The following is a 25,881-nucleotide window of genomic DNA, read 5'->3' as shown; positions in this document are numbered from 1 at the left end:
TAACACTGCCTACTATAAGTCTAAGCTCTCATCAATCATCTTTTTCAATTCAGCCTTGTCGATACCAATAAGTTTTGCCTCACTGATTATCTTTTTGACATAGTTTTCATAAAAACTACTCTTTCTGGATTGCTGGATTCTCTCCTTTGCACCTTCATTTACAAACATTCCTATACCTCTTTTCTTATATAAGATACCCTTATCTACAAGTAGATTTATTCCCTTAGCAGCCGTGGCAGGATTAATCTTATAAAATTTGGAAAGCTCTGTTGTACTAGGTACCTGCTCCTCTTCAATTAAAATGTCCCTTAAAATTTCATCCTCTATCATTTCACTGATTTGGATATATATTGATTTATCTTCCCCAAGATTCTCTAACAAGTTCACACCTCCTATACTTCATCGGTTAATTACTTGTGTAATTAACCATAGCACCAATACCCCATTACGTCAAGCTATTTTCTGAAAATTATTGAAATAATAAAAAACATGCTTTATTCTCTACAAATAAAGCATGTTCTGTATTATTAAAAATATATTATTTAATATCTTTTAGCCTTGCGGCTTTCAAAAAAATCTCCAATTTGGGATAAAAGTTTATCCTTTCCGACAGTCTTTAGTATATATCCCTCTGGCTTAAGAGATAACACCTTTGTTACGCTTTCCTTGTCACCTTTACCTGTCAAAAAGATAACTGGAATTTGCTCTGAGGTGGCCTCACTCCTGATCATTTCTAAAACCTGAGGCCCTGTAGTCACTGGCATTTCATAATCTAAGAGTATTAAATCTGGTATATTTTTAGCAATGTAGGTAATAGCCTGCATTCCAGAATTAACCATGGTTACACGATAGCTCTCGGAAAGCCATTCTTTTACCATGCGCAAAAATGTAGGATCATCATCTACCAGTAAGATACTCTTCTTACGACTATTCTCATCATTTTTCTGAGCTATATCATCTAAAATGTCCACAAGGCGTTTTACATCCAGTGGTCTGCTGAAAATATTATCTATGAGATGTTCTGGAATAGTTCGCTTAAATGTATCCAATTCCCCTGCATCGCCTATTATATTCAAGCATTTTTCTTTTTCAATGCATACATCTTTCAAAAATACCAATGGTTCTTTAATATCATCTAAATAATTTCCAAGATAGAACAGATAAATTTCGGAATCATCAGCATGACTCTTCAAATCTGTAGTGGTTGGACTACAGGGAATGACTCTAAAACCTGCTTCAAACAGGTTTTTCGAGATTGCTTCAACCATAAATGTCGAACCTTGACTGATGAAAAGAATATTTTTTTCCATAATTTTTACCTTTCTGTCAATCTTGCCATGTTATCCCAGTCTGAATTTCTAAACGCTACAAGTAGCTCATTGTGTTTTTCTTTCAACTCTATAGGTATACTGTACTCCTCTAGAGATTTTATTACCATCTCTATTGTATCATAATCAAACATTTCACATAATTCTCGTATAGTATCGTAGGCTTCCTGCATTTTGTTCACAGAAATTTCAAGTTTTCCTTCATCCAATTCATCATTTTTCAAGTATTCCTTCAAAACATACCCTAATGTACTATGAAAACTCAATAATTGTCCCGTATATTTATTGATTGTATCTATGTCATTACTATCACCGGCAGTCTCAAGCTTTTCGGCTAAAGCTCCAATTCTCTCTGCACCTATTATTCTTGAAGAGCTTTTTAATGCATGAACCTTAATTGTATAATTTTTTATATCTCCAGTTTCAAGACATTGTTTTGTAGTAGTCTGAATATCGTCTACCGCATCCATGTAGGCTGTAAGAGCTTGAATATAGGATTTTACAGAGCCACAATTATTTATTCCTACAATTGAATCCACAAATGGTAATTCATCAACCCAATCTGGTATATCAGTATCCTTCTCATCATCTTCAAATAAATCAGGAGAAAGCAGCAATTCCTTAGGTAAATATTTTGCAATAGACTCCTCTAAGGTCTCTGAATCTATAGGCTTTGTAAGATAATCATTAAATCCCGCATCCAAATACATTTCTCGCGCTCCAGATATCGCATTTGCGGTAAGTGCAATTACTGGCGTATGAATATTAATTCCTGAACTATCACTTTTCAACAACTTAAGGCACTCTATACCATCCATCTGAGGCATACGATGATCTAAAAATATTATGTCATACTTTTTATCTTTAGTGATTTCCAGACATTCGAACCCACTCAACACAGTATCTATCTGAATTTTTGTCCGTTTAAGCAGATTTGTAATAACATTTAAGTTCATTTCTGTATCATCCACCACCAAAATATAAGCGGCAGGAGCTACAAATTTTTCGTGATAAACAGATTTTGTATTTAGGGAGCGTTTCAATGCCTCCTCAAAGTTTCCTATAGGCGCATAATCCACTATTTTCTGCTTCAGATAAAAATAAAATCTCGATCCTATTCCATAATCGCTTTCAACTATAAGCTTACTACCCATAAGCTGTAATAAACTTTCTGTGATAGCTATACCAAGACCAGTACCTTCGATTGTTCTGTTTATTTTCTCATCTACCCTTTCAAATGAATTAAATAATCTTGAAAGGTCTTCCTTCTTAATTCCAATGCCAGTATCTTCAACAGAAAATTCAAGCACAGCCGTTTTATTCAGTGAGCATCTCTCATTTGAATGTACAAAACAATCGTCTGATTCATTATCAGGGTTCTTGCTGAGCTTCACAGACAGCACAATGCCACCTTTTTCTGTATATTTCACTGCATTTGTCAAAATATTTGTTACTATCTGTTTTATTCTAATTTCATCACCATATAAAATATGGGGAATGTTTTGGTCTATATTTACACGAATTGAAAGGCCCTTTTCCTCCGCTCTTGATTTGACCATGGTAACCAAATCATTCAAAAGCGAGGCCAGTTCGTATTCTACCGGCATAATATCCATTTTACCCACTTCAATTTTTGAAAAATCAAGGACATTATTTATGATTCCAAGCAAATTATGGCCAGAACTTCTTATTGCCTCAGCATAATGTTTTATTTCCTTCTCTTTAGATTCCCTCAAAATCATCTCATTCATGCCTAAAATTGCATTAATTGGAGTCCTGATTTCATGAGACATATTCGAGAGAAATGCAGATTTTGACTTGCTCGCGGCTTCAGCCTGCTCCTTGGCATCCTCTAATTCCGCTAAAGTCCTATCTATAATTGTAAATAATCGTTCTGAGAAGGGCTTTGCCCCCTTATGAAGCGCTTCTTCGTCAATTATCTGTTCTTCTTCTACTTGTTCAAATTCACCTTCTGTTAAAACAATTGTTGCTAAAACACTATTAAATACGCCGCCTTTATTACCACGTTTTAAAATCTCACTTCCACCAAAAGCAAAAACCATATTGTCTGATATAGTAGAAATGTACTCTAGCTCTTTAGCTTCCAATTTTCCTAAAAAATGATAACGGTTCAGACATATAACAGTAAAAGTCGCCTCCGGCTTCATTTTTTTTAATTCGCTTGAAACAAGCTGAGTCAGCTTCAGTAGTTCCGAGGGATCCGCATAAGATAGGGTGATTTCATCTGTACTTCTAATATCGCCATTAAAATATAAATCACCTTTGCTTCCCACCTTTGTAGGAACTCTGGCAGTAGAAATCCCTTCACGCTCAAGTACAAAAGGAAACTCGCACACATTATCCATAAAAAATTCGTCTGACTCTACATCAAGATACTTTTTATATACGTCTACTGCAGGCATATTATCAATTTCCGTAATAACAGCATTTCCCTTGTCAAAGGTCTCTCTGCCACCAGTGATATTTAGCGGTTTTCCAATCTTCTTCCAGCCAAGTATATGCTTTCCAACAACAGACAAAACATCACTTGTGATTACAGCAAAAACATAGCCATTAGTAATGGTTCTGTCACATATAGAATAACTTTCCGGCACCTTACTATCTTCATCAATTACTACAAAATGGCTTGCATTTCCTTCTTCTACATCATCATCTGACTTAAAATCTTCAGGACTAAAAAAATCCCTGGTAGAGGCGAATGCACCAAAATATATGATATTAGGATCTGTTTGCGAAATTCCCTCCAGAACTCTGGTGAAATCCACAGATAAGCCTGAAGGATAGCAAAAAACCGCCTTTATATTATTATTTTCATGAATAAATTTATTCATTTTCTCAATTACTTCATCATCATTATATTTATCTTGAGAAAATGACATTACCTGAACATTCGAATTCTCAAAAAAACAAAAAGACAAAGTTAGCCCCTTGTCTTTCCATGATTTTCTACTTCCAATGACGGAAATTCCCGCCATCTTCACCTTATCTAGTTTATGATTAATAATACTTATGTATGCACCTGTTACATTTATAGGTATACAGCAAGAATATACGACTCCCAAGACGGATTTCGCCCGTCTGTACTCAGGCATTGCAAGAATACTTGCAGTCATGCTATAAATCTCAGTTGTATTTTTTATAAAAAACGTTCTCTGAACCATAAACTACCTCAAAATTGCCCTATCAACAACTAAATTGTACAACATCTTTGTATTAATTATGTGAACCATAAAACAAAAAGACGCCAGAAGGCGCCTTTTACTTACAGTGTATTTTAAGCATTTAAAATTGCCTGTACCTGGCTACGTTTTTCAAACAACACACAGCCACCTACATGGTCATCCTTTAGGATATCTCCATCCTGAAGGATCTTAAACAAACGTGATGAAATAGCCCCTTCTAGACCATTTTCCACTACATTTGTATCTGAAAATGGTGAGAATGGACATGGCTCTGCACCACCATGTGAATTGATATGGAAGAATCCACGACCTGCAGCAACGCATCCGCCAGAGGATTTTTCATCTCCTGGGAATGAAATAAATACCATATCCTCGTAATCTTCTCGAAGTTGGGCTATTCTTTCCCTAAGCTTCTCTTCCTGTTCTTCGCTTAAAGCCAAATCCTTGCTTTCCTCAGAAACCGGCACATATTCTACGTAAATAATTGCCTTTCCACCATAACCCTGAAGCATTGATACAAAATCATCTGATAATACATCATCAAAGTTTTCTGTGGTTACTGTTACTGAGTTTCCAAAAATCAGGCTCTTTTTCTTAAAAGCCTCCATGTTGGCTATAAGCTTGTCATAGATTCCCTCTCCACGGCGACTATCTGTAGCCTCTTTATGGCCCTCAATACTCATGATTGGAACAAGATTTCTATTTTTGTTGAAGAGTTCAAAATACTCATCACTTATAAATACGCCATTTGTAAATATAGGGAATAAAATATTAGGCTTTTTAGCAGCAGCCTTAATTACCCCCTTTCTAAGAAGAGGTTCGCCACCTGCAAGCAGGATAAAGCTTACTCCAAGCTCCTCCGCCTCGTTAAAAATGTCTAGCCATTGCTCATCACTAAGCTGATTAACCGGCTCACAATCCTTTGTTGCTTCATTTTCTCTGGAATAGCAACCTGCACAGTGTAAATTACAATTACTTGTGATAGATGCAATCAAAAATGGGGGAACATTTAGCCCTTCATCCTTGTGTTTCTTTCTAATATCTGACGCTTTTTTTGTTGCCATGGCAAACTTTGCCATGAATACACTCTCTGCAGGGTTCTTTAAAGTTGCACGAAGTGAATCCTTCACCACTCGCTCTACACCTGCAGTCATGTAAGATTGAATATCAAACTCTTTTCCCATTTCTAATAACCTTCTAAATCTTTATTTAGCATTTGCATTGTGCGCTAATTTATTACGCGAAACCTATTATAATTCCAAGACACTGTTTTTGCAATCATTTTTGTATCCTCTTCATCCTTTCATCCAACTCATGATACACAGGCTTTAGAGGCCATGGCATTAGCTTAATATACTCTCTATCCTGCTCCTGAAGGCCATTTAGCCATTTTAAAAATTCAGGGCTATTTTTATAAAGTGCTATCCCATAATCGCAAATAACGTATTTACGGTGGGAATTATCCACCTTTTCTATGACTCTTCGGAAGCTAACCTTACCGAAAGCGTCCTGCTCCTTTACAAAAGTAGCCTTTTCATAAGTTTCTTTCGGTTCCTCAAGGGTAATTTTGCCTGTATTTATGAAATGTTCCCACATATACCCTGCAATTTTTTCCTTTGATATAGGATAGTCCAACTCCTCTGCTATTTCGCTTATAGAATGACCTAAATCCGCTAAATGGCGCACTGCACCACCTGCAGCGGCATCATTAATAAAATTACCTAAAGCGTTATTAAATTCTCTATTATTTCTTCTTTCTTCAGTCATACTACAATTCTACCATCACATGTGTTTTAGGCTCAACACAATAAGCAAATTAACCATTTTTACAAATTTTTCTTTTGACTATAGACTAATTTTATTTTTAGTAGTATCATTCAATTGTGTACAATTAATCAAGAGGAGGTTAATTTTTTATGAAAGAAGTTTTTGAGTTTTTAAAGAAATGTGAAACATACTTTTTGGCTACTGTTGATGGAGATCAGCCACGTGTAAGACCTTTTGGTACAATTCATATCTTCGAAGACAAGCTATATATCCAGACAGGCAAATCAAAAGATGTTTCTAAACAGATTCAGGCTAATCCAAAGGTTGAAATCTGCGGTTTTTCAGGGGGTGAATGGGTACGTTTATCTGGCGAATTAGTCAGAGACGACCGTATAGAGGCAAAGAAGAGCTTATTGGACGCTTATCCAAGCCTTCAGCAGATGTATTCACCTGAAGATGACAACACAGAAGTACTCTATTTCAAGAATGCTACTGCAACATTTTCATCGTTCTCTTCAGCACCTAGAACAGTGACATTTTAATTTGTTTAAGTTTTAAATTAAAAGGGGACGGCTTCCATTCGAAAGATTTGAAAGCCATCCCCTATATTTTTAATTATTTTGTCTCAAATGTCAGTGAATCAACTATTCCAGCTAAAGTATCAGAAACAAGCATGTTGTTCTCTTCATCTTCCCCGAAATGACCATCCATTTCAAATATCAGAGCACCTTCCATGTAGTCTCTGGCCATTGCAGTTACGTATCCGCCTGAAGTACCTTCTTCTGGATTGAGTACTACCCAATATCCCTTAACATCCTCTGTTCCTGGGAAAATACCCTCTGTATAGAAAGCCTTGTCGCCAAGAGCCTTGCCGAGTTCCTTAATAGACTCCTCAGCGTTCTTATCAACAGTATAGGTTGCAGTAATCATGTTTGTACCAGCTGACTCTGCTGTATATACAAATGTTGTCATTGGGCCACCAGCATTTACAGTAATAACTTCTGGATCATACTTTACGCTCCAGCCATTTGCATCGTGATATACAAAATCATGACCATTTTGTTCATTTACATAATTTGTTGCATTAAATGAATCAACCTCTACATCTGAAACCGGCTCAAAAACTAATTCTAATCCGTCTTCAAAAGAGCCGTATACATACCCATCTTCACTGGATTTAACAGTAAATTTTTCTTCAATGGGATCAATACTTCCGATATAGAAGGTTACATCCTTTTTTCCTATTTTGTATTCAAAATAATTTGATGTATCAGCAGCTCCATCTTCTATGCTACCTGTTCCATCTCCATTGAATACATAAAAATACGTCTTGTCTGGATTCTCAGCGTCCTTGGCATAATTTACATACACTCCCCTAGAAAAAACCGATTCAGCTGCCATAGCACCAGTACTTGCAACAAGCTCATCCTTAATCTGAGCGATTGATGTTGCCTTACTTTCGGAACTACCGCATCCTGTCATAGTACCGATAACAAGTGTTGATACAGAAGCCAAACATAATACCTTAGAAACAAATCTCCTGTTCATCTTTTTTCTCCTTTTTTATTTGAATTGTTTTATTTGTCCTAACCTGATACGTATGTTAGCAGACAAACTATCACACAACTATCACACACTCTTATTGAAAATTAATTTCAAATATTTTTCACAAATTGTGTTGACTTGCGGAGTGCATTAGTATATTATAACCACAGTTAGCAACGGCTAACCAATAATAAAGTGAGAGTATGTTATGAGCAAAGAAGTATTTGAGATGTTATGCGCCATGGACAGGCGAAGAGTTGAATTACAGATTGTTTTACAGTGTGCACCGACTTTAGCAGGCCTTAAAACCTCTAATCTTCTTATTCTTCCTAGAGATATGGAAGACAAAGCAAGATATGCGCTTAAAAACGCAGGTCTCTTGGGGTATCGTTTGGTCTATGACCGAAACAGAGTTATTTTTCTTGTTTTCAATAGGAAGATGCTTCATGACTACTTAATGAGAGATGAGGTTAAATCCTTCTTATTGGGATACGGTTATCACTCAGATAATTTCGGTGCTTCATTAAGATTTTTCCAGAAGCGCTATGATTCCTTTATTACCAATAGAATAGATTTTCCTCATGAAATGGGTATTTTCTTAGGGTATCCACTATGTGATGTTATGGGCTTTATCAACAATCAAGGTGATGGGTTTGAAGCTGCCGGATATTGGAAGGTGTACGGGGACACATGCAAAACCCTGCAGTTATTTAGCCTTTTCGATGATGTTAAAGACGATATGGTCTGTAAAATATCAAGAGGATATACCTTAAAAGAAATTTTAAAAGAAGCATCCTGCAATAAATTAGCAGGCTAAACTATTTATAAAGGAGAGATGTATTATGAGTAAAATAAATATTGTTTTTTGGTCCCAGTCAGGTAATACAGAGAACATGGCAAATGCTATTGGTGAAGGTGTTACCGCTGCTGGTGGTGAGGCAAACGTTGTATTTGTCGCAGATGCCTCTATAGATGAATTAAAATCCGCAAAGGCTTTTGCACTTGGTTGCCCTGCAATGGGTGCTGAAGTTCTTGAAGAAGGTGAAATGGAACCATTTGTAACAGATTTAGAAGGTTTTGTTTCAGGAAAGACAATCGGCCTCTTCGGTTCTTACGGTTGGGGTGATGGTCAATGGATGCGCGATTGGGTAGATCGCATGACAGCTGCTGGTGCTACTGTTGTTGGTGGTGAAGGTATCATTTGCCAGGATGCTCCAGATTCAGCTACAGAAGATGCTTGCAAAGATCTTGGTAGAGCTTTAGCAGCAGTTTAAATCGTTTACTTCTTATTCCCTAAGTTTCAAACCGGGTTTCTTGGGGAAGTTATTAGACTCCTTTTACAGCCCTCAGGTATGCCAGTGCCTGAGGGTATTTTTATTATAAAAATAAAAAAGGCCAGGAACTCCTGACCCTGAAACCTTCTTTTATTCCGAAACAGCTACAACTCTTAGTGTGTAGTTAGCTATGAACTCTGTAATTATTCCCTTATCTTTCAGCTCAAATGCCTTACTAACTACCTCATCAACTGTGCAACATCTAATGATATCTCCTACTACCATTTTTTACCTCCAATATTTGTTTTTTTAGTTTAATTAGTGTGTTTAACTTGTTTGTAATTGCATCTTAGCATTTCAATAATCACACTAGTATCACACATACGAAATATAGCTAATTTACTTGATATTTTATCAGGTCACACAAATATAAAACTATTTTCACAATTATTTGCTAATATTAGGCTAATTTCAGTTAACAAACATCATTCTATGCGTCAGGTAGGTGAATTTTTATGGATATGGTAAAACTTCGTTGTCCAATGTGCCGTAGAGTATTTGAAATTTCAACTTCAGAACTAGAAAAAAAATATAAATATGGATTTGTGCCGTTATTTTGTAATTATAAATGTGAATTGCGCTTTTCAAATAAACATTAAACAGCATATAACAAAAATCGTTGCGCACAATATAGTTTGATGTGAGTGAGCAATTCACACATTTCTTATAATTTTCACACTTTTTCCATCTAAACCCCATTATATTCTGATATATATTGTCCAAGGGTGTATTTCTACAACAGCTGGTAAAATGCTGTTAAATAAGGGGAAGGGGGTTCCTATGGGAAAAGATAAAAGGCAGCCTACTAAAACTGCGCACATCAGCGCCCAACTATTGACAATTCTTGTGCCACTTGTAATTGTCGCTATTTCTATTGTCGCAATTACTCTCTCAATTCAAGCTAAATCCGTAATTGAACGTGAAGCCAAAAGTAGTTTAAAAGAAGAAACTCGTGCTAATGCAACCGGTATAGCACAAATCGCAGATATCATTAAGCTTTACTATGATGGTATAGCTGATGTTATAGAACAAACCAATTTTGAATCAGACGCTCAAATAGAATCTATTCTTGCCAACTCTATGAAAAGCTATGAAGGTAAGGTTTCAGATGTCTATATCGGTCTTTCAAACATGGATTTTATTGATGGCGCACACTGGACTCCTGATTCTGGCTACGATCCTACAACTCGCGCATGGTACCAAAATGGTGTTACAAACAGTACAGTTACCCTAGGTCCTCCATCACTGGATTTAACCACTAATTCAATGGTTTCCTGCGGTTCAAGGTCTATCACACTTAAAGATGGCAGAACAGGAGCATTATCAATAGATATACTTTTAGCAGGCTTATCAGAGCTTGTAAGCTCATATAAACCTGGTATTACTGGTGGCAGCTTATGCCTTGATAATACCATGATTCTTGGTTCACTTGACACATCTTATGTTGGTACAGATGTTTCAGAGCATCCTGATGATGTTCTTCTTCAAGGTATTTCAACCTTCATTAGCTCAGGCGATATTTCTGAAGTACAGATTTTACCTGGAAACAATGGCAAAAATTATTACGTAGCGTTTTATCCTGTAGATGGAACTAGGTGGACATTAGTTTCCTACGTAAAAACAGCTGATGTATTAGCAGAACTGCGCAAGTTTGAGATTATTTCAGTCATCGCTGCAGCCATCATTTTATTTGTAATGGTTATTATTTTACAGGGTGTTATCACTAAACTTATTGCACGACCAGTTAGAAGTCTTACTGATAGCATCACCAAAATTGCAGGTGGCGATTTTACGGTTGATATTCCAAAGGGTGGCACTAACGAAATAGGTATCATGAATGATAATATGCATGATTATGTAATCAAAATGCGTGATACTCTTACTGAAATCAAAGCCATGACGGACCAACTCTCTATAGAAGCAAATAACAGTAAAACCGTTTCTGGTGACTTAAATCAGCAGGCTGATGATCAGGCTTCTGCAATGCAACAAATTCAAAGAACAATGGATGATATGTCCAGCGCTGTAGGCGATTTGGCTGAAAATGCAACAAATCTTGCACAGCAGGTAAGTGACCTTACTCAGCAAAGTGAAAATACCAAAGAAACTATGGAAGACCTTGTGGCAACAGCCAGAGAAGGCCAGCGTGATATGGAAGCCGTTCAATCTGGTATGGCAAATGTAGCTGAATCAATAAACAAAATGAACGAGGTTGTAAACACTGTTGATGCTTCTGCTAAGCAGATTGATTCAATCGTTGACATAATTAATTCCATTTCAAGTCAGACCAATCTTCTTTCTCTTAATGCCTCTATAGAAGCTGCCAGAGCAGGAGAAGCCGGTCGTGGATTTGCCGTTGTTGCTGATGAAATTGGCGCTTTAGCACAAAATAGTGCTGAATCTACACGCCAGATTTCTGAAATTATAAAGGATATTACAACGCAAGTTGCTGAGCTTTCAGAAAAAGCCAAGGCTAACGTTGAAGATATCAACACCAGTATGGATTCCGTAAATACCGCAGGTGCAACATTTGAAAAGATTTTCAAGAGCTTGGATCAAGCCAGTGAGACTGTTGGCGAAATGATTGATAAAATCGGGAGTGTTGATGAAATTGCCACATCTATGGCTGCAATTTCTGAAGAACAATCTGCAAGTACCGAAGAAGTATCTTCAACAGCTACAACCCTCGCTGAAGGCGCTGAGCAGGTTGCAGAAAACTCTCGTGGTGTTGACAATAGTGCAACCGCTGTGTCAGATTCTACCATGCGAATAGAAGATTTAATAAAGGTATTCAAAGTATAAAATCCTCGTATATACGGGCTCTGAGTAATATCAGGGCCCTTTTTATTTATCTTTGAATTCAATTATTTACAACTAAATTGCTTATGCTATACTAAACAAAAAAAGACTATATTTATATAGTCACTGGTATAAGATATGAATGAAGATATAAAAAAATTATTGGAAGGTGTTCAATCTGGCGAAATATCTGTAGATAGCGCCATACATCAGCTTAAGACAAAGCCTTTTATGGATATAGGCTACGCTAAAATCGACACCCACAGATCCATCAGAAACGGTGCTGGTGAGGTTATTTACGGAGCCGGCAAAACACCTAAACAAATTATTGGTATTATTTCCAAATTAAAGGAATCAGGCCAGGAGCGCATCTTAATTACAAGAATGTCACCCGATAAGTATCAGCAGGTAATGAAATACCACGATATTGATTATTATGAGGATGCAAAGCTCGCTATATTAGGGGGAATGCCACCTGTTTCTGGCAAAGGCACAATCCTTGTGGCCACCGGTGGCACTAGCGATGTTCCTGTTGCAGAAGAAGCTGCTCTCACAGCCGAATTTCTTGGTAATAATGTCACCAGGTTATATGATGTTGGTGTGGCCGGTCTACATCGCACGCTAGCGCACCTAGACGAGATTGTAGACGCAAGCGTGATAATTGCCATAGCTGGCATGGAAGGGGCCTTAGCGAGCGTTTTAGGGGGCCTAGCAGAGGCGCCTGTGATTGCAGTACCTACATCCGTAGGCTACGGGGCCTCATTTGGCGGCATTGCAGCTCTTTTATCCATGCTAAATTCTTGTGCAAACGGTATATCCGTTGTAAACATAGACAATGGTTTTGGCGCCGCTTATCAGGCCAGCCTAATTAATCATCGTTAATATTTTTTGAGGATTATTTTTATGACAACACTATATATTGAGTGCAAAATGGGGGCAGCTGGAGATATGTTAACAGCTGCCCTGTTAGAATTATTTGACAATAAAACTGAGATACTTGATTCTCTCAATTCCTTAGGTATTCCTGATGTTGTTTTTACCGCAGAAAACAGCGAAAAATGTAATATTAATGGAACACACGTTAAAGTGCTTATCAATGGCATTGATGAGCATTCTGACCATCATCACGAACATCATGACCATCACCATGAGCACCATCATGAGGAACATAATCATGACGAGCACCATCACAATCATCATCACCATGACGTTCATAATCATCACGAACACCACCATCATAGCCTTGATGACATAAAAGCACTTATCAATTCTTTAAACGCTCCAGATTCAGTTAAAAAACATGGAATTCAGGTATACGAAGCCTTAGCAAAAGCTGAGGCGCACGTTCACAATTCCACTATAACAAACATCCATTTTCATGAAGTAGGCACCATGGATGCAGTTGCTGATGTTATGGCTGTTTGTTACCTACTTTACAAGCTGGACGTAGATGATATTATTGTTTCTTCTATTCATGTTGGAAGTGGTACTGTTCATACTGCACATGGCATCTTACCCGTTCCAGCCCCAGCTACTGCTGAATTGCTAAGGAATTTGCCTATTTACGGTGGCCGTATAGAAGGGGAATTATGCACACCTACAGGCGCTGCACTGCTTCGCCATTTCGGCAAATCATTTGGAGACATGCCTCCTATGAACATTGAAAAAATTGGTTACGGCATGGGAAAAAAGGATTTTCCTATTGCCAACTGCATAAGAATGTTTCTTTGTTCGACCGAAGACTCAGTGGATCAGGTTATCGAACTTAATTGCAACCTTGACGATATCACTGGAGAAGAGCTTGGATTTGCTCTCGATGCCATCTACGATGCTGGCGCCAAAGAGGTCTTCTATACCCCTGTGAACATGAAAAAAAATAGACCAGGTACTTTGCTTACTGCGATTGTTTCAGCTAAGAATAAAAATTCAGTTGTTAAAGCTATTTTTGCAAATACCACTACTATTGGAATTAGAGAAAAAGTATGTAATCGTTACGTTTTAGACCGAAAAATTGAATCTCTTGAAACTCCTCTTGGAGAAGTCCGAATTAAGAAATCTAGCGGCTATGGGGTCAATCGTTGTAAGTTGGAGTTTGATGATTTAGCCAAACTAGCTAAAGAAAAAGGGATACCCTTATCTGAAATAAAAGCACAAATAGAAAATGGCGTTTAGGTTTTATACCTAACGCCATTTTTTCTTAAATTACTTTTTTCGCTAATTTTTCAACTATTTCTACTACAACGCCATCTTCAAAAGGAGAATTAAGTCCAACCTTTTTTATCATGTTTGTGTAGTAATCACTTCCAGAAAGCTTACAAAGTTCAAGATATTTTTCCCATGCCGCCTTAAAATCATCATCCATTTTTATCTTAAACTGCATTGCACATATCGATGCTAAAACGTAATCAATATAATAAAATGGTACATCAAATATATGAGTCTGCTTCTGCCAAAATCCTCCTAAAGCAAAGAATTCTGTATCTTCAAAATCAATATAAGGTCTGTACTCCTGCTCAAGTTTTTTCCAGGTTTCCTTGCGCTCTACTGGAGTCATTTCTGGATTATCATATACAATATGCTGGAATTCATCTACCATTGTTCCATATGGCAAAAAGGTACATGCATCCTCTAAATGCATTTCCAGATAATCCTTATATCTGTCACCAAAAAAGTTCTTCATCCATCCATATGTAAAATATTCCATAGACATTGAATGAATTTCAGCAGTCTCCATTCCCAGGTTATTATGATCTAATATCTCATCTTTTCGTGTTATAAAACACTGGAATCCGTGACCACATTCGTGAGTTATTACATCAATATCACCACTTGTTCCATTAAAATTAGCAAATATAAATGGTGACTCATAATTTGGAATATAAGTCTGATATCCTCCTGCAGCCTTATTTTTTCGACCAAAAACATCGAATAATTCATTCTCCATCATGAAATCCATGTATTCTTTCGTCTCGGCACTTAAATCTGAATACATTTCTTGTCCGCTTCTAAGAATTTCTTCCGGAGAACCAACTGGAGCAGGATTTCCATCTTTGAAGTAAACTCCAATTTCTGTATCTGCAAGCTTATCTAATCCTAAACGCTTAGCTCTTTTTTCCGCCAATTCAGCAACAAAAGGTACAAAATACTCCTTTATCTGCTTTCTAAAAATCTCTACATTAGCCTTATCATATGAATTTCTATGCATTCTACAGTAAGCCAAATCTGTAAATGACTCAAATCCTAATGCTTTCGCCTGAGCTGTTCTATTTTTTACTAATGAATCATATATTTCGTCTATTTCATCAGTCACACTCATAAACCAATCTGAAATAGCCTTATTAGCCTTTTTCCTAATATTTCTATCCTTATTTCTGGCAAATGGTCCCATTAAAGACAAATTATAGGTTTCGCCTTCAAATTCAATTTTTGCTGTTGCAATTATTTTGTCATATCTAGAAGTAAGAGCGTTCTCTTCCTGCATAAGTGGAAGAATTTCCTCGCTTATTGATTTATCATCAAGCTCCATATTCTTAAAAGTCACTGGCCCTAATTTTTCTTCAAGATATGCTCGATATGGACTGTCAAATAAAGCACGACTATACTTAATGCAAGCATTACTCCATCTAGGAAGTATTTCATCAAAATAATCATTTTCTTTTTCGTATAATTCATCTGTACTATCCGCATCGTGTCTAATATATGCAATATTGTAAGCTGTCTCAAAATCTTTACGAAGTGTGTAATATTCTTTATTTATTTCAAATTGTTCTTCACCAGATTTTGCATCTTGCTGTTTTTTGATCAGTTCATCTATCTTTCTTTCTAGAACTTCTATATCAGGTCGTTCATATGGCATATCTTTAAATTTCATATAGCGTTTACCTCCAATAATCTCTAAGCCCAAGTATAAGTCAGCAATTGCGTATTATCAACATAACAATTATCATATTTATTATGGCGAGTCGCTATAAAATCCTTATATTCGAGCTGAATATATGATTAGACAATAACTTTATATATGAACAACTATTTACTATCTATTATCGGGATTTAACGATTGATTTGTCTTATTAGTATAATTTGTGTAATATGTTTTATTAATATAAATTGTGTATACCGTACATTCAACCCATTTTGTTAATATATCACAACTAGTATAAATATCCTTTCACACATTTTTATGTTTATTAGTTGCATTGTCATATTTAGTTCTATTGGTGCATATAGTACATATAGTATCATTAGTATATATAGTACGTTTATTACCTTATGTATATTTAGTATATGTTGTTAATTTAACCTTAGTAGTGGTATATGTATGTATTGTCTTTATATTCATATTTTCTCTTTTTGTGTTTATTACTTATTATACTCTTTTTACTTTATTATATTATCTATAATTCTCTTTGCTGACATCTTTGATGGCGACCAGCCTTGCTCTTTAAATGATTTAACCAATTCATTGCGATAAGCTAATATTTCAGCACTGTAACAACTTTTCTTGCCGTACATGTCATTTATGGGAATTGTTTTGTCATATTTGTGTTTTTTACATTTTGTATACATTTAGTCTTATTGTTGTTTTTAATATATCTAGCATTTTTATTGTTTTTATATTCTTTATTATTTTTTTCTTATTTATCGTTTATTACACTGTTTTCGTTTTTATTGTTTATATCATCATTCCCCTCTTTAGCGTTTTATGTGTTTTTTATATTATTATTGCTATATACTCCTTTTACGCTCTTTGTATTTTTTATATTTTTTCCACTATATTCATTATATACTCTTGTTACATTATTAGTATTTATTATGCTATTAATATATTTTACATATTTGATGTATTAGATGTATATAACGCTTTTAATTTTTATTGTGTTATTATCATATATAATATATTTTCTATTACTTATGTATTTAATTTATTTAGTACTTATATTATTAATAATGTTTCTAATGTGTTTTTTGTAATATATACTAATAGTATTTAATATCTTATTTGCATTATTTGTATATTTGATGTAATATATGTATATAAAATTATTTATGTATATTACGCTGTTTATAATATTATCAATATTATGATTAATAATATTAAATGTGTAATAAGTCTATTTTCTATATATAATGATATTAAAACTATAAATGTTATATACATTATTAATACTAAATGTGTTTCTTCTATAATATATGTATATTCTATATTAAATATTTTTTACGTTATAAATATTATTTAAATAAGATATGTAATTTACACTTTAATTGTAATTTATATTTTTTGCATATTTAACATTAATGATGTATTATATGTATATTGCAGTATTTATATAAATAGCATATTTATTGCAAATATCATTTAAACCACATATAATGTGAATCATGCTTAAAAATTGAACATAAATTTTAAATTAATAAAATGATAAGGAGATCAAATGAAAAGTATTGCTATTTGTATAGGAAAAGGTGGTCAATGGAAAACATCATTAACCATCAATATGGCTGCTCTTTTAAACGAAAAAGGCTATAAAACATTAATAATTGACTGCGATGTTCAAGCTAACGCAACAGATACTTTTAGAATCAACCCAGAAGGCATTGCAACTCTCTACGATTGCTGGGTTCCACGTAGACCAATAAGCCCTATGGAATGTATCCAACAAGCTGAATGGGGCGATATTATACCAGGAGACAGCTTTCTATCAGATGTAACCCCAGCCATTCTTTCAGGCACAATAAATATAAAGTCCTTCAAAGAAAGAGTTTTGGAAAAAATTGAAGGTTATGACTATATCTTATGTGATTGTCCACCAGATTTGACAAATTACATCAACAAATCTGTACTTTCAGCAGTTGATGAAGTGATTATCCCTACAAGAGGTGATCAATATGCAACAGAAGGATTAAAAGCAACAATAAGTCTTATAGAATCAGTTAAAAATCCAGTAAGAAATGAAGCAGGTGAGGTTGTTGAACCTTCTTTAAACCAAAATTTGGTCATTAATGGTTTAGTTTTTACAGACTTTAAAATGAATAATAGCTGTAAAAACGATTATATCAACGCTCAAGCCATCGCAGCAGAATTAGGTACTAAATTATACTTCCAGTTCATTAGAGGCTGTAAAGACGGTTCTGACGCCATTGGAGAGCAAATGCCAGCAGTAAAATATAAACCATACTGCAATTCATCATTAGACTATAAACAGCTTATAGACGAGTTTATAACCTCTGAAGAAGCAAAGAAGGGAGCATAAAATGGCCATAGGAAGACAAGGAAATTCATATGCAATAAACAGTGGAAATCTCCCATTTGCTGCACCTAAGAAAACAAATACAAGAGCTCGCGATACATTTCACAAAAATAACTCTGAAATCGAGCCACCAAAGACCCCAGCACCAATCGAGGTAGCTGAAAAATCACCTGAAATTGTAATAACGAAAGAACCAGCTCCAGAGCCTGAAACTGAACCAATTGAATTTCCAGCAAAGAAAAATCTTACTGAAGAACCAATTAAAAACGTATCAATTACAGAAAAACAATTAAAAGAAGAACCTGTTATAGAAGATTCTGTTAAAGAAGTTCCAGTTAAAATTGAAACACCAACAGAAGTGTCTGAAGAAGAAATTGTTTCCGAACCAGAAGCTACAATGTTGACTGATGTTTCAACTGAAATTGAAACTCCTATTCCAGCTCCAACACAAAATGAATTTGAGATAAAAACTGAGACAGAATCGGAACCAGTTCAAAGTATAGAAACATCTAATGAGCGTAATTATAAAAACTCGTCAGCAAAACTTTCAGATTACACAGGAACAAGAAAAAATACTACTTTCGCATTTTGTGATAAAAATGATATATCCTACATCAAAATAAAAGCAAATCGCTTGGGTATGACATACCAAGACTTTTTAGCTGAACTACTGCTAGAAACAATCGAAATAGTTAAAGCAGACAAATTCGACTATACAGAGCAAACCTATCAAAACACAAAAACAGGACTTAAAAATCCGGTAAATGACAGATTTGCCTTAAAAGAAGATTTTCTTATTGACCTCAAACAAGCCGCTGCAAATGTAGGTATGAAACGTTCAGCATTTGTTGCCATGTGTGTACATAAAGCAAGATTGTCTGATCCTAGTCCAGCATGGGATTTATAATTCTTTCTTGGAAAGAGTATATAAAAAGTATAATTATTATATGTATAGTATGTATAAGAGAACCCTTAGAAATGTTGATTTTCTGGGGGTTTTTTCATATTACTCAAGACATTTATGACAACAAAATAAGACAGTTCTGATTTCAATCAAGACAATTTCGATTTTATTAACGACATTCCTGACACAGAATAAGACAGTTTCGACACAAAACAAGGCAAATCGGATTATATAACAATTCTCATAAGACAAAATCGACACTACATAAAACAGCGAAAATTAAAGGCATTATATCTAAAACAAGACAGATTAGACACCTGAATATTAGGAATAAATAGCCTATAAAGCCAAAATAAGACAACAAATATGTTTGTCTTATTGATTATAAGTAAATCGTATATAAGACAAAACGGATTTAACATACAATAACTAGTAAAAAGTCCAGTTTTTAGCCCTTTTTGGCGGGAGTAAGCAAGACAAAATGGATTTAGCATAAGACAAAACGGACACTATTATAAGACAGCTTGGATTTATAAGGAATATGGTAGGACAAAATGGACACATTATAAGACAAAACAGATTCATGTCTTATACAACTGAAAAAAACCCTTATTTTTAAGCATTTTTTTGCTGTAAAAAGCATCATAAGACAGAATGGACACATTGAAAGACAAATTAGACACATAGCAAGACAACGAACGTAACTGTCTTATTAAGACAAATTAGACACTAAATTCTTCTATATTCTGAAGCATTCAAAAGAACTTGAAAATAGGTGATGGAGAACTATATTGTCTTATGGAAATATTGATTAAAAAAATGAATTTCATCTTTCATTTTATTCAAATAGTCTAAAAGAAGTCATATTTTAATTTGATGATTAACATTAAATAAGGTATAATTCAAGGCAAGGCACAAAAATGTCTTGTCTTACAGGGAGAATAATATGGCAATCAGAAAACTAGATGAAAATGGCAACTATCGTTTATTCGATACGAAAACCCAGTCTTTTATAGATGAACAACCATTAGCTAGTTCAATAGGACAGATTAATGGACAAACATCTCTAAGTGCATCTGGATCAATAGTTGAGATAGACGAAATTAAACCAGCTGAAGTTGATGAAACAGGACTATCAATTCCTGGTGAAGATGAAGCTCAAATTAAAGCTTTTATAAAACAAGCAATTTCCATTGATAATTTCATAGAAACCTTCAATGAGAACTCACATTTAACGCTGCTTAAGCTTCTTGCTTTGCAAGATAACAAGCATCCACTTAAAAAAGGTGGCGTAAATATTGCATATAGGACAGATGCGTTAATTATGCATTGTAAAATGGAGTTTTCTGCCGAAGAAAATGTAGTTTTTGATGCTATACTCGGCACAATGTCATCATTTCCTGAGAACAAATCATACAGAATTGCACCTACAGATTTTGTAAAGTTTTCAAAGTACGACAATGTTCAAACTCTTTACAGGACTTTTAGAAGTGGTACAAAGAAGCTAAAGGATAGACACTTAGTATTTGATGAACTTGGTCCAGACGGTAAAGATGATATTGAAGTTCCTTGGTTCAATGTTCTTAGATATCATAATGCGACTAAAGACGAAAATGCCTTCATTGAGTTTGTTCCTTCAGATTTTTTTAAGGATTTAGCGTTATGTTCCCAGATAGTTCATGGTGCGTACGGAGCTCTTGAAGTTACAACTCAGCTTAGAGGCAAATATACTATTGCTTTATATTGGTTTTTAGAAAATAAAAAAGACTTCAAAACATATAAAGGCGCTAAACCAGGTATTTTTGAAATGTCCATGGAGGAGTTAAAGCATCAGTTTTCCATTCCTCAATCATACGGCAAAACGGACATGGAACGAAGAGTGTTAGAGCCTGCAAAAGTAAGTATAAATAATGTTCAAGAATGTGATTTTACTTTTGACTATTCTCCTTTAAAAGCTAATGGATCTGTCGCTGGTTATAGATTCCTCATAACAAAGAAGAATTATATTGATGCAAAGCCAGAAGAAGTAAAGATTATTGATGTAGATCCTTTTGAAGATCAGATAAAAATGCTTCTTGATATGTCAGGTGTTGTGTTTGAATCAACTGAGATATCAAACATATACAAATGTGCAAAAAGAAATAATAGAGATGCAGCATTTATGATGCAGATTATTTCTGCATTCAAAACTAGATTAGACAATCAAGAATTAAATGATGTAGAAGACAGACTGGCCTATTTATGTGCCATGATAGAAAATGGCACAAGTGGAAAAATTACTGTTGCAGTTACGAAAAAAAGCTCAAATTCATTCAATAATTTTTCACAAAGAGATGATGATTTAAGTGAAATTGAAAAAATAATGCTTAATCGTTAGAATAGAGAGAATATATTTATTAGATAACAAAATATACGTTCAAATGATTTATAACTTGCATAATGAGAAATATGATGCAAGTTTATACGTAATGAGGCGCAAATTGATTCTAAAAATCAATTTGCGCCTCTATTTTATTTGATTTTTGATAAATAAACTATTTTCACATTTTATGCACAGAAAAAATAAATTTATGTAGTATTCTCCAATTATACAATGCAAGATTTTGCTTACATCAACTAATTGATACATCTTTCAACTATATAGAGACTGTTAGCAAATGGTTTCACAAAGCCAATTCTTGCAGTAAACGAATCTCTTTCACTTCTTGCTGATGGAAGGATTAGAAGAATCGAAGGTTATGATGTACGTAAAGATGAGTTCGGTGAAATAGTTCGTAATTCAAATTCAGTGAAGAATAACAGATGCAGTTGGCGGCGTACAGAATTCTACTGAAGAAGTAGAAAATATCGCAGGTAGAATGAAGATTGCGTTAGAGTCGTCAAGCAACTCGTTGTTGAATCTACAATCATCTAGCAGTGAGATGACAGGAAAGATAGAAGATATTGCCAGAACTATATCAGCTACACAGAAAGCAGTTTCAGATGTTAATGAAGGAGTAGAGGGCATCTCTGGTATTGCTGCAGGATGCTAGGCAGGCAGTATCTGCAGCTGAACTTGTAAAACAAGGTAATATAGAGCAGCAGGAAGCATTGGGACAAACTCTTTCTTCAGTTAATGGAATGTTATCAGATATTTATGAGACTGTAAGTGTTGTTAAAATGATTGCTGGAGGCGCAAACACATGTGTAAAATCTAACGATGTTGTTTCAGACGCTATGTCATCGCTATCAGCAATCTCTCAAGAGAATGCTGCCTCATCAGAGACTACAGGAGCTTCAGTTCAAGAATTGTCAGCCACTGTATCTAGTTTGGCAGATTCCGCAGTTATTTGAAAGAGATTGCCGAAAAGCTTAACGAAGAGATGGCATTCTTTGAATAATTACTATAATCCAAGTCCTATTTTTTGAAGTTGTAGAGTAAAAAGCAATTGGCCCAGGAAAAAATGTACCAACATACATACCCAAAGATTTTTAGTCTTGCGGTAGATAAAATTCATAAATAAAACAAATAAAGCAGTAAATACTATCATTGGAAAGCCATATAGATAGTGCATAGCTCCAAAGAATAGTGCAACCACGGAAACAGATTTATGTTTTCGATGGTTGCCTACAAGGAGCGTACGCATACCATCGTATCCCATTACGTTGATGCAGTATTCCTGCCAGAATGCTGTAAACGGATAAAGAATTGTATTAGGAGTTATAAACTCGGGTTTCAACCTCTTGAAATAAAAGAAAGGTTGGGCTCTTTTTAATAATTCGGGATTAATCTGTAGAATTGAATATTTTAGAAAAATCATAAAACTGCCAAATAGTAGACAAATTGATAGGCCTACTACGAGTGCATGTTTTATTTTTTCTTTGTTTACCTTCAGTGGTGCTGTCAGAAAATCGGTAGGAACCTTTCTTGCCAATGGGATTAATGTACATATGGCGAGAAATAGGCCAACAAAGTTTCCAATTTTATAGACTGGATTTGACTTGAAGAATTGTTCAAGTGCAGAGTTAATAATGATGTATAGCGACATGTATGTTAAAAACGCTATTAATAGATATTCAGAGTATTGTTTCTTATCAGAAACCTTTATTGCTTCTGTTCTAGTAGTATCAAACATAATAATGGGTCCTTAAAAGTTCATTCGCAATATACTCAAAAAACAAATAATGATACAATATATTGTGTTAATAACATTTTAGCACTCTTTAAGTTAAATGTAATAGTTTTTAGATGCTTATATATGGGTCAAATATTTACTTGCAGAAATAATAGTTGAAAGATAAAACAAAATACACTAAAGAGACTAATTGAGATAAAAACATTAATAACAATAGGTGATATCATGACGGGTATATTATATGGAATAGGAGTAGGTCCAGGTGATCCAGAGCAAATTACACTCAAAGCGGTTAAAGCCATAAAGGAATGTGACGTAATCTGTTTACCTAAAGCGGATAAAGAAAAATGCCGTGCATATCAGATTGCTGTTTGCTCTGTGCCAGAACTTAGATATAAAAAAATAATTAGCTTCGATTTTGAAATGACACGAGATGGAGCTTCACTATTTGCAATGCATAAAGAATTCTATCAGCATTACAAACAACTTATTATGGATGGATATAATCTTGGATTTTTGACAATAGGGGACCCGACTATTTACTCAACTTTTGGGTACATAATGAAGTTGGCTAAAGCCGATGGATTTGATGTGGAAATAGTGAACGGTATCACTTCTTTTTGTGGTACGGCAGCTGCCTGTGGAATCCTTATAAGTGAGCGCGATGAGCACATTCATATAATATCGGGACAGAATAATAATATAGAATATATTTTAAAACTGTCAGGTACTAAAATAATAATGAAAAGCGGCAAAAATATTGCCGCTATAAAGGAGCTACTTATTGATATGGAAGCACAAGGAAAAATATCCGTGTGTGCTGTTATAGATTGTGGTATGGAGACAGAACAGATTTTTACAAGTGCAGTGACTATTCCTGATAATAGTCGATACATGATGACAATCATTGTGAAAACAATCCCTTAATTAGTTCAACAGCATCGTTGATACGTTCAGAGTTTACAATCACGTCGCATAACTCTTTATTAAGAAGTTCTTTTTCCATCGATAACCATCGGTATTTAATAGCTTCATTATCCAGACCTTTATCCAGTATTTTATCAATCATGTATTCATGACTTGCTTTGCAGAAGATTAAAAGTACTGGATATTCTTTTTTCATGGCAATTGCTCCAGTAATATCTGTAGGAATTACAGCATTTAATCCAGATGCTAAAGCCTCTTCTATCGCATCCTTAGGAATGCCATATCTGTTTCCAGCATAAACAGTATGTGATATAAATTTTAGACTAGAAAATTCTTTTTCTGTAACTTTGTCGTGATTATCGCTAGGCATACCTGTGGTAACAGAATGAATCCTCTTTGCAAATCCATCCTCGGCGAGCCTGTCAGCTATTGCATTTTTATTGCAACCACTAGGTCCAATTAAAGCCAATACGGATGGAACAGTAGGCTTTATCTTTTTACTTGATGCATGGATAATTTGATCAACTAGCAAAAAGAATTCAGAATAATCATTAACAGCCAAAACACCTGAAAGATGAGAATTCCATGGTCGGCGCATTAGTATGGGATATTTAGCCTGACTCTTTAAAATATTGTGTCCACCATCGTCTAATTGAAAATCAACCTTTACAGTTTGCTTAGAGAAAGTCAATATTACATTTTCCAGAGGAAATTCAGGAAGCTGATCAGCTATTTGTTCATAACGTAAACCGGCATATTTAGGAGACACTGCGGTATTAATATATACATCTCCAATATCCATCAACCTATATATAAAGTTTCTAGCTTCATCTGATATTTTTTGTTTTCGCAGTATTCTTTCATCGTCATAATACTGGGCAATGATTGATTGCTTAGAACCCTCTTCTCCATTTCCCCATGACTTAATGTCATTAATTGTAGCATTTAACCCAGGATTTTCTTCGTTCGCTATATCAACAGCTATACCGCAAAATGGCGCAAGCACGTCGTCGAAATCAATTTCAAAACTAAAGTTCTTCATCAAATACACCCCTTTATAGTTTCTCTTTCTTCTATATTATATTGTTTCCTAATAAAAGAAAACATTAAACTAATTTCATGGTAGTACTTGAGATAACGTAACATAACTGTAAGACATAATGCTTTTGTAAAAGTATTACAACTTATAAAAATCAGATATATCTGTATAATTAAACAATAAGAGCGATTTGGGCGAATGGTCTAAGAATTAGCACAATTCACACAAAAGCCAACATTTAAATGAATAGATTTACTTTAATAAACTATGAAAAAACACTTTACAACCGCTAGATTGGATGATATTATAATCGAGCACTGAGGGACAGCAAGTCACACAGAGCAAAAAATAAACGAAGATTGATAACTGAACAGTGAAACAAACCTTGAATTAATACAAGTTATTTATAGTTAACATGTATCCTTGAAATTCATTTAAGTTTCTTAAAGAAACGAAACCTTTATTAAGCGAATATGAATTCTTGAATTCATATTCTAGTAAGAATCTTTGATTCTTACATTTACAGTAAACAAGTCAGTTTTGTGCTGACCTGGAATTGAACTCAAGCAACTTTGGTTGCTTATATAATTAACATGAGAGTTTGATCCTGGCTCAGGATGAACGCTGGCGGCGTGCTTAACACATGCAAGTCGAACGAAGCAGTTTATCACG

General features: G+C 34.8%; 22 protein-coding genes and 1 rRNA gene. 13 read left to right on the top strand and 10 right to left on the bottom strand.

The features are described 5' to 3' along the window. Positions 1 to 12: 12 nt before the first annotated feature. From BLV53_RS13425 to BLV53_RS13405, 5 genes are all read right to left on the bottom strand, one after another. Entirely contained in the window at positions 13 to 381 is a 369-nt protein-coding gene (locus BLV53_RS13425) for a GntR family transcriptional regulator (RefSeq protein WP_090301738.1), read from the bottom strand. A 161-nt stretch (positions 382 to 542) separates the two neighbouring features. Then, on the bottom strand, positions 543 to 1,310 hold the full coding sequence (locus tag BLV53_RS13420) for a response regulator (protein ID WP_090301736.1): 768 nt from the start codon (positions 1,308 to 1,310) through the stop codon (positions 543 to 545). 5 nt (positions 1,311 to 1,315) lie between these two features. Beyond that, positions 1,316 to 4,510, bottom strand: a complete 3,195-nt coding sequence (locus tag BLV53_RS13415; protein WP_090301733.1) for a response regulator — start codon at positions 4,508 to 4,510, stop codon at positions 1,316 to 1,318. Between the two features lie 113 nt (positions 4,511 to 4,623). Continuing rightward, a complete protein-coding gene (locus BLV53_RS13410) occupies positions 4,624 to 5,715 on the bottom strand; it encodes a radical SAM/SPASM domain-containing protein (RefSeq protein ID WP_090301731.1) in 1,092 nt (363 codons plus the stop codon). Between the two features lie 94 nt (positions 5,716 to 5,809). Next, the gene (locus BLV53_RS13405) at positions 5,810 to 6,298 is read right to left on the bottom strand and encodes a hypothetical protein (RefSeq protein WP_090301729.1); all 489 of its coding nucleotides are present in this window, start codon (positions 6,296 to 6,298) and stop codon (positions 5,810 to 5,812) included. 149 nt (positions 6,299 to 6,447) lie between these two features. On the opposite strand from BLV53_RS13405, the gene BLV53_RS13400 reads away from it, so the two are divergent. Then, positions 6,448 to 6,840: a pyridoxamine 5'-phosphate oxidase family protein gene (locus BLV53_RS13400; RefSeq protein WP_090301727.1), complete on the top strand. Its 393-nt coding sequence runs from the start codon at positions 6,448 to 6,450 to the stop codon at positions 6,838 to 6,840. Positions 6,841 to 6,913: 73 nt separating this feature from the next. Here BLV53_RS13400 and BLV53_RS13395 read toward each other — a convergent pair whose 3' ends face one another. After that, on the bottom strand, positions 6,914 to 7,846 hold the full coding sequence (locus BLV53_RS13395; protein WP_090301725.1) for a hypothetical protein: 933 nt from the start codon (positions 7,844 to 7,846) through the stop codon (positions 6,914 to 6,916). Between the two features lie 205 nt (positions 7,847 to 8,051). On the opposite strand from BLV53_RS13395, the gene BLV53_RS13390 reads away from it, so the two are divergent. Together BLV53_RS13390 and BLV53_RS13385 are read left to right on the top strand one after the other, a co-directional pair. Then, positions 8,052 to 8,660 (top strand): DUF3793 family protein, encoded by a 609-nt coding sequence (locus BLV53_RS13390; RefSeq protein WP_090301722.1) that lies wholly within the window; start codon positions 8,052 to 8,054, stop codon positions 8,658 to 8,660. 25 nt (positions 8,661 to 8,685) lie between these two features. After that, the gene (locus BLV53_RS13385; protein ID WP_090301720.1) at positions 8,686 to 9,117 is read left to right on the top strand and encodes a flavodoxin; all 432 of its coding nucleotides are present in this window, start codon (positions 8,686 to 8,688) and stop codon (positions 9,115 to 9,117) included. A gap of 150 nt (positions 9,118 to 9,267) precedes the next feature. On the opposite strand, the gene BLV53_RS17615 is transcribed toward BLV53_RS13385, so the two are convergent. Continuing rightward, the gene (locus BLV53_RS17615) at positions 9,268 to 9,402 is read right to left on the bottom strand and encodes a hypothetical protein (protein WP_278335402.1); all 135 of its coding nucleotides are present in this window, start codon (positions 9,400 to 9,402) and stop codon (positions 9,268 to 9,270) included. Positions 9,403 to 9,957: 555 nt separating this feature from the next. Here BLV53_RS17615 and BLV53_RS13380 point away from each other — a divergent pair. The 3 genes from BLV53_RS13380 (at position 9,958) to larC (ending at position 14,148) form a co-directional block, all read left to right on the top strand. Beyond that, the gene (locus BLV53_RS13380) at positions 9,958 to 11,979 is read left to right on the top strand and encodes a methyl-accepting chemotaxis protein (protein WP_170830864.1); all 2,022 of its coding nucleotides are present in this window, start codon (positions 9,958 to 9,960) and stop codon (positions 11,977 to 11,979) included. A 135-nt stretch (positions 11,980 to 12,114) separates the two neighbouring features. Continuing rightward, the gene (gene larB, locus BLV53_RS13375) at positions 12,115 to 12,858 is read left to right on the top strand and encodes a nickel pincer cofactor biosynthesis protein LarB (RefSeq protein WP_090301717.1); all 744 of its coding nucleotides are present in this window, start codon (positions 12,115 to 12,117) and stop codon (positions 12,856 to 12,858) included. A 21-nt stretch (positions 12,859 to 12,879) separates the two neighbouring features. Then, entirely contained in the window at positions 12,880 to 14,148 is a 1,269-nt protein-coding gene (gene larC, locus BLV53_RS13370) for a nickel pincer cofactor biosynthesis protein LarC (RefSeq protein ID WP_090301715.1), read from the top strand. 25 nt (positions 14,149 to 14,173) lie between these two features. On the opposite strand, the gene BLV53_RS13365 is transcribed toward larC, so the two are convergent. Further along, complete coding sequence (locus BLV53_RS13365) at positions 14,174 to 15,847, bottom strand: M3 family oligoendopeptidase (RefSeq protein WP_090301713.1); 1,674 nt, start codon at positions 15,845 to 15,847, stop codon at positions 14,174 to 14,176. Positions 15,848 to 17,408: 1,561 nt separating this feature from the next. Between BLV53_RS13365 and BLV53_RS13360 the strand changes: the two genes are divergently transcribed. The 5 genes from BLV53_RS13360 (at position 17,409) to BLV53_RS17230 (ending at position 22,461) form a co-directional block, all read left to right on the top strand. Beyond that, positions 17,409 to 18,227 carry a ParA family protein gene (locus BLV53_RS13360; RefSeq protein ID WP_090301711.1) on the top strand — a complete coding sequence of 273 codons (819 nt, stop codon included), beginning with the start codon at positions 17,409 to 17,411 and terminating at the stop codon, positions 18,225 to 18,227. A gap of 1 nt (position 18,228) precedes the next feature. Beyond that, positions 18,229 to 19,131, top strand: a complete 903-nt coding sequence (locus BLV53_RS13355; protein ID WP_090301709.1) for a hypothetical protein — start codon at positions 18,229 to 18,231, stop codon at positions 19,129 to 19,131. A gap of 943 nt (positions 19,132 to 20,074) precedes the next feature. Next, positions 20,075 to 21,505: a replication initiation protein gene (locus BLV53_RS13350; protein ID WP_090301707.1), complete on the top strand. Its 1,431-nt coding sequence runs from the start codon at positions 20,075 to 20,077 to the stop codon at positions 21,503 to 21,505. Between the two features lie 481 nt (positions 21,506 to 21,986). After that, complete coding sequence (locus tag BLV53_RS17235) at positions 21,987 to 22,160, top strand: hypothetical protein (protein WP_207646242.1); 174 nt, start codon at positions 21,987 to 21,989, stop codon at positions 22,158 to 22,160. After that, entirely contained in the window at positions 22,144 to 22,461 is a 318-nt protein-coding gene (locus BLV53_RS17230; protein ID WP_207646241.1) for a hypothetical protein, read from the top strand. The genes BLV53_RS17235 and BLV53_RS17230 overlap by 17 nt, the downstream gene beginning before the upstream one ends. Before the next feature lie 50 nt (positions 22,462 to 22,511). Here BLV53_RS17230 and BLV53_RS13340 read toward each other — a convergent pair whose 3' ends face one another. After that, positions 22,512 to 23,243: a CPBP family intramembrane glutamic endopeptidase gene (locus tag BLV53_RS13340; RefSeq protein ID WP_090301704.1), complete on the bottom strand. Its 732-nt coding sequence runs from the start codon at positions 23,241 to 23,243 to the stop codon at positions 22,512 to 22,514. A gap of 225 nt (positions 23,244 to 23,468) precedes the next feature. Here BLV53_RS13340 and cobI point away from each other — a divergent pair, with 225 nt between their 5' ends. Further along, entirely contained in the window at positions 23,469 to 24,170 is a 702-nt protein-coding gene (cobI, locus tag BLV53_RS13335) for a precorrin-2 C(20)-methyltransferase (protein ID WP_090301702.1), read from the top strand. On the opposite strand, the gene BLV53_RS13330 is transcribed toward cobI, so the two are convergent. Beyond that, the gene (locus tag BLV53_RS13330) at positions 24,148 to 25,212 is read right to left on the bottom strand and encodes a 5' nucleotidase, NT5C type (protein WP_090301700.1); all 1,065 of its coding nucleotides are present in this window, start codon (positions 25,210 to 25,212) and stop codon (positions 24,148 to 24,150) included. The two genes, cobI and BLV53_RS13330, sit on opposite strands and share 23 nt — an antisense overlap. A 586-nt stretch (positions 25,213 to 25,798) precedes the next feature. Between BLV53_RS13330 and BLV53_RS13325 the strand changes: the two genes are divergently transcribed. After that, positions 25,799 to 25,881: ribosomal RNA gene (locus BLV53_RS13325) — 16S ribosomal RNA — on the top strand; the annotation flags it as partial.

Origin of the sequence: Pseudobutyrivibrio sp. ACV-2, assembly GCF_900107545.1 — a bacterium.
In the GTDB taxonomy this organism is placed as follows: Bacteria; Bacillota; Clostridia; order Lachnospirales; family Lachnospiraceae; genus Pseudobutyrivibrio.
Note: the sequence above shows the minus strand (reverse complement) of the source record. Positions and strands in the feature narration are given on the sequence as shown.

Bases quoted from the DNA above. Each gene is read 5' to 3' on its own strand.
- BLV53_RS13420 (WP_090301736.1), bottom strand. From the start codon at position 1,310: ATGGAAAAAAATATTCTTTTCATCAGTCAAGGTTCGACATTTATGGTT.
- BLV53_RS13415 (WP_090301733.1), bottom strand. From the start codon at position 4,510: ATGGTTCAGAGAACGTTTTTTATAAAAAATACAACTGAGATTTATAGC.
- BLV53_RS13410 (WP_090301731.1), bottom strand. From the start codon at position 5,715: ATGGGAAAAGAGTTTGATATTCAATCTTACATGACTGCAGGTGTAGAG.
- BLV53_RS13405 (WP_090301729.1), bottom strand. From the start codon at position 6,298: ATGACTGAAGAAAGAAGAAATAATAGAGAATTTAATAACGCTTTAGGT.
- BLV53_RS13400 (WP_090301727.1), top strand. From the start codon at position 6,448: ATGAAAGAAGTTTTTGAGTTTTTAAAGAAATGTGAAACATACTTTTTG.
- BLV53_RS13395 (WP_090301725.1), bottom strand. From the start codon at position 7,846: ATGAACAGGAGATTTGTTTCTAAGGTATTATGTTTGGCTTCTGTATCA.
- BLV53_RS13390 (WP_090301722.1), top strand. From the start codon at position 8,052: ATGAGCAAAGAAGTATTTGAGATGTTATGCGCCATGGACAGGCGAAGA.
- BLV53_RS13385 (WP_090301720.1), top strand. From the start codon at position 8,686: ATGAGTAAAATAAATATTGTTTTTTGGTCCCAGTCAGGTAATACAGAG.
- BLV53_RS17615 (WP_278335402.1), bottom strand. From the start codon at position 9,402: ATGGTAGTAGGAGATATCATTAGATGTTGCACAGTTGATGAGGTAGTT.
- BLV53_RS13380 (WP_170830864.1), top strand. From the start codon at position 9,958: ATGGGAAAAGATAAAAGGCAGCCTACTAAAACTGCGCACATCAGCGCC.
- larB (WP_090301717.1), top strand. From the start codon at position 12,115: ATGAATGAAGATATAAAAAAATTATTGGAAGGTGTTCAATCTGGCGAA.
- larC (WP_090301715.1), top strand. From the start codon at position 12,880: ATGACAACACTATATATTGAGTGCAAAATGGGGGCAGCTGGAGATATG.
- BLV53_RS13365 (WP_090301713.1), bottom strand. From the start codon at position 15,847: ATGAAATTTAAAGATATGCCATATGAACGACCTGATATAGAAGTTCTA.
- BLV53_RS13360 (WP_090301711.1), top strand. From the start codon at position 17,409: ATGAAAAGTATTGCTATTTGTATAGGAAAAGGTGGTCAATGGAAAACA.
- BLV53_RS13355 (WP_090301709.1), top strand. From the start codon at position 18,229: ATGGCCATAGGAAGACAAGGAAATTCATATGCAATAAACAGTGGAAAT.
- BLV53_RS13350 (WP_090301707.1), top strand. From the start codon at position 20,075: ATGGCAATCAGAAAACTAGATGAAAATGGCAACTATCGTTTATTCGAT.
- BLV53_RS17235 (WP_207646242.1), top strand. From the start codon at position 21,987: ATGAAGATTGCGTTAGAGTCGTCAAGCAACTCGTTGTTGAATCTACAA.
- BLV53_RS13340 (WP_090301704.1), bottom strand. From the start codon at position 23,243: ATGTTTGATACTACTAGAACAGAAGCAATAAAGGTTTCTGATAAGAAA.
- cobI (WP_090301702.1), top strand. From the start codon at position 23,469: ATGACGGGTATATTATATGGAATAGGAGTAGGTCCAGGTGATCCAGAG.
- BLV53_RS13330 (WP_090301700.1), bottom strand. From the start codon at position 25,212: ATGAAGAACTTTAGTTTTGAAATTGATTTCGACGACGTGCTTGCGCCA.